This is a genomic window from Luteibacter sp. P4_E6, from assembly GCF_056401535.1.
The window spans coordinates 1-3,757 of sequence record NZ_JBFUJE010000384.1; the positions used below are offsets into that span (position 1 = coordinate 1).

Sequence of the window (3,757 nt, forward strand, 5' to 3'; positions counted from 1 at the left end):
CACCGGCCCTGCTTCAGGAAATACACGTCGGCAGCTGCCCCGAGCCCACCGAACCAGAAGCCTGCCTGCGCGCTGACGATTCGTTCCGCCGCGCCCGGTGACGGTCGAAATTCATACGCTTCAGTGTGGGAGTACGTGCCAGCCGGCGCGGCATCGAGGAACATGTTCGTCATCGGCGTGGCCGATGAATGAAGGCTTGTCACCCTGAAGCCGGACGGTGAGTCCAGTGCCACGACGAGGCGGTAGCCCGGCGACGCCTTCCTGGGGAGCAGCAGCACCAGGTCGTTCCTGCCGTCACCATTGAAGTCAGCGCTGGCAATCAGAAGGCAGGCCCTTCCGCTGGCCACCACAGCCTTACGATCTTCCAGCGGCGAATCCGTCTCCAGGGGCAATCTCACATCGCGAAACTGTCGCTCCAACGCCTGCCTCAGGGCATCCGGCACCGACGCAGCGCAAGCGTCGACCGGCATCGCGTGTGGCGTAGCAAGTGCGAATACCGCTATCAGTAGTGAATGCATGCCCCCTCCCCTTGTCGCCTGGAGGCTCTCCGATCTCGCCCCTTGCGCACGAGTATAGACAAGCACGTGTCCCAAGGTTGAGTGCGCCAGCGCGAGGCCGGACAATGTCCTGCCCCCTCGACGAGCCTGGAACGATGAGCGATCTGATCGGTGACGATAAGGAGTTCTACCTCAAGACCTTCCAGGGCCTGGACTATGCCGAGGGCACCCTGGCCTCGAAGACGTTCGAAGAATGCACCTTTACCCAGTGCTCCTTCAGTGACGCGGCGTTCGAGCACTGCAAGTTCATCGAGTGCACCTTCCGTGCGTGCGACCTGAGTAACGTCAAGCTCACGGCCAGCAAGTTCCAGGCAGTGACGTTCGACGAGTGCAAGGTGATTGGGGTCGACTGGACTCGCGCAGACTGGCCGCGGTACGCGGCGCCCGCCAAGCTGGCCTTCCGCAAGTCCATCGTGAACTACACCTCGTTCTTCGGGCTGAACCTCCAGGAGCTGGTCCTGGAAGAGTGCAAAGTCCGGAACGTCGACTTCAGGCAAGGCGACTTCGCACGCTCGAACTTCACCTACTCCGACTTCGCCGAGAGCCTGTTCGGAGGCACGAAGCTGCAGGGCACGGACTTCAGCGAAGCCACCAACTACGTCATGGACATCCGGGAAAACCAGGTCAAGGGCGCGCGTTTCACGCGCACCGAGGCCGCCGGGCTTCTCTACGGCCTGGGTATCGAACTAGTGGATTGATTGCCTCGGGTGAGCATGCTGGATGCCCGTTTCATGGCATCGTTTTCCAAGTACACAACGCCGCTCGCCGACGCATTGGCGACAAATTCAGCGACGAAGGCCCGCCCGATATCGTCCTGCTCGACAACGCCAAACCGCCCCGGAATCAGACGCCCGAGCCAGGCCACATACCCCGGCGTATGAACGTTGCCGGCAATAATGCCAGGACGGAAAATCGCAAGGCGTTGGAAGCCAATGCCTTCGATAGCCTGCTCCTTCAGCCCCATGACGCGCACATAGCGGAACCGGCTTTTCGGTGTGCTTCCCACAGCGGAGAGCAGGGAAAAGTGGGTGATGCCCCCGGCATGACAGCCTCGTGCGAAGGCGCCGACGATCCCGACTTCCAGGGCTTTCAGCTCGTCCTCGCTCCACTTCAAGCTGCCTGCCCCGACCCCAACGCACGAGGCGGCGTAAACCGGACCGCCCTGCGCAACCATGGCCCGGGCGAGCGTGGCAACGTCGGCGGAAAATCCGGCCGCTGCCGTGTCGAGAACGACCTGACGAAGACGGGGATCCCTGGCCAGGTCCACCTCCCGGCGGTTGACCATGACAAGTTCGATGCAGGACGGCTCGGCGAGCAGGGCGCGAACCACGGCAGCGCCGACCTGCCCGGTGCCGCCGATGATCAGGACACGAAATGCCATGTCAGGTCTCAAGGGTGGAGTAGAAACCTCATCCTACGCGGGATTCCGGGGCATCATGAAATCTTGCGAACGACCCCGGGTTTCGCTGCATAAAAGCCGTCATGAACCTGCCCCGTCCGACGCGGTACATTGGTCAGCATCACCCACCCGCCGCCGAGGTGTGATCGTGACGACCGTTGCCCTTGTCATCGATATGCAGGCCGACTTCTTCGGTCATGAGCGGCTGTCCCTGCTCAGGCCAGCCCTCGCGGGGCACACCAACGCCCTCACTGCCATGGCACGTGACGCCGCTATCCCCGTCGTCTGGGTGCGTCAGGAGTTCGCAGCCGATCTCAGCGACGCGTCGCTGGAGGTGCGCAGAGGCCAGATCCAGGTGGTCATCTCAGGCACGCCTGGCGCCGAGCTCCTGCCCGAACTCGACATCGACACGGCGGATCACTTCATCCTGAAGAAGCGCTACAGCGCGTTCTTCGGAACCACCCTCGACGAGCTGCTATCGCAACTTGACTGCGACCAGCTGATCGTCGCCGGAGTGAACACACACTCGTGCGTGCGAACCACAGTCGTCGATGCTTACCAGAGAGACTATGACGTGATCCTCGCGAAGGACTGCATCGACTCGCTGGACCGGGAACACCACGACGTGACATGGCGATACATGGACGGCAAGCTGGGGCGCGGCATGGCGAACGAGCAGATTCGTGCATGGCTTTCGGGTGGCATGGAGCGGTAACCTACGGCCGCCGCTTCTCACGCGAGGTACTTAGGATGACTGCCCGCCTTTCCAGCCGCCCGGCCCTCTGGCGCGTCGGCGCTTACCTCGGCATGCTCGCCGCCTTCGGGGTCGTGGTGCTTGTCCCGGCCGGCCTTCGCGAAGCCGGCTTCCACGCTGCAAAAGCGTGGGGCCTCGGCTCGATGACCGCGCCGATCTGTTGTCTTGGCGCGATACCCGGCATGTTCATCGCTGATCTCCGTTACCGATCAGCGCGACGCATCGCAGGCCCCTGAAGCGCGGCGGCCCCGAAACGAATATATTCGGGACCTGCCGCCTGATCGGAGACCGCCATGCATCACTCAAGGCTGTGCGCGCTATTGATCGACTGCTATACCGACGATGTCGACCGGGCTGCGAGTTTCTGGGCCGATGCACTGGGTCGGCCCGTCGACCTCGATCACCCCGGCTCCCGCGACAACTACCGCATGCTGGCCACGCCACCCGGTGAGCCCATCGTGCAGGTCCAGCGAGTCGGTCACGGGAGCCGAGTGCATCTGGACATCGAGACCGATGACATACCGGCAGAAGTTCGTCGCCTGGAAGCACTGGGTGCGGCCGTCGTCGATCGGCTGGAACGATGGATCGTCATGCAGGCGCCGACGGGGCAGCGCTTCTGCGTCGTGCGCGTCCAGCGACCCGATTTCCCCGGGAACGCGAATCGCTGGGACTGACCGCGCCGTGTCAGCCCTGGCTTAGCAGTCCACGCCAGTAACGATCCAGCGACACCTTCAGCTCGGCAGCGAAATCCAGGCTGGTAAATGCGACCGCCGCATCGCCCATCATTTCCAGGCAATCAGGTGGAATGTCGAGCGCCTGCCACAGCCCTTGCGTCAGCGCATAACTATGGACGAGCACGCGCGGGCCTTCGCCTGGCGCTAGCCCCAACGCTGCCTCGACGACCGTACCGGCGTCGACGAGGGCGGTCCCGAGCTCTTGCTTATATGCGCGCAACCGATCCTGCTCGATGTTCCGCTCAAGCACGCTGTAGCCGAGCGATTCGAGCTTCGAGATGTCGGGCCGCGCGGTGACGTGCGCGACGTAGTC

General features: G+C 63.2%; 7 protein-coding genes. 4 read left to right on the forward strand and 3 right to left on the reverse strand.

What is annotated here, in order from left to right; all coding sequences use genetic code 11:
- Positions 1-518 (reverse strand): hypothetical protein (locus AC1DT2_RS17645; RefSeq protein ID WP_477297763.1); only part of this gene is annotated, 518 nt, incomplete at its 3' end.
- A gap of 134 nt (positions 519-652) precedes the next feature.
- On the opposite strand from AC1DT2_RS17645, the gene AC1DT2_RS17650 reads away from it, so the two are divergent.
- Complete coding sequence (locus AC1DT2_RS17650) at positions 653-1,255, forward strand: pentapeptide repeat-containing protein (protein ID WP_477297764.1); 603 nt, start codon at positions 653-655, stop codon at positions 1,253-1,255.
- Here the strand turns inward: AC1DT2_RS17650 and AC1DT2_RS17655 are convergent.
- Positions 1,225-1,887 (reverse strand): Rossmann-fold NAD(P)-binding domain-containing protein, encoded by a 663-nt coding sequence (locus AC1DT2_RS17655; RefSeq protein WP_477297765.1) that lies wholly within the window; start codon positions 1,885-1,887, stop codon positions 1,225-1,227. The two genes, AC1DT2_RS17650 and AC1DT2_RS17655, sit on opposite strands and share 31 nt — an antisense overlap.
- A gap of 217 nt (positions 1,888-2,104) precedes the next feature.
- Here AC1DT2_RS17655 and AC1DT2_RS17660 point away from each other — a divergent pair, with 217 nt between their 5' ends.
- Genes AC1DT2_RS17660 through AC1DT2_RS17670 form a run of 3 tightly spaced genes read left to right on the forward strand, consistent with a single transcriptional unit; the run spans position 2,105 to position 3,384 of the window.
- Entirely contained in the window at positions 2,105-2,671 is a 567-nt protein-coding gene (locus tag AC1DT2_RS17660) for a cysteine hydrolase family protein (RefSeq protein ID WP_477297767.1), read from the forward strand.
- Positions 2,672-2,706: 35 nt separating this feature from the next.
- Positions 2,707-2,946 (forward strand): hypothetical protein, encoded by a 240-nt coding sequence (locus AC1DT2_RS17665; protein ID WP_213948085.1) that lies wholly within the window; start codon positions 2,707-2,709, stop codon positions 2,944-2,946.
- A 57-nt stretch (positions 2,947-3,003) separates the two neighbouring features.
- Positions 3,004-3,384: a VOC family protein gene (locus AC1DT2_RS17670; protein WP_477297768.1), complete on the forward strand. Its 381-nt coding sequence runs from the start codon at positions 3,004-3,006 to the stop codon at positions 3,382-3,384.
- 10 nt (positions 3,385-3,394) lie between these two features.
- Here the strand turns inward: AC1DT2_RS17670 and AC1DT2_RS17675 are convergent.
- On the reverse strand, positions 3,395-3,757 hold a 363-nt coding region (locus AC1DT2_RS17675), incomplete at its 5' end, for a hypothetical protein (RefSeq protein ID WP_477297770.1).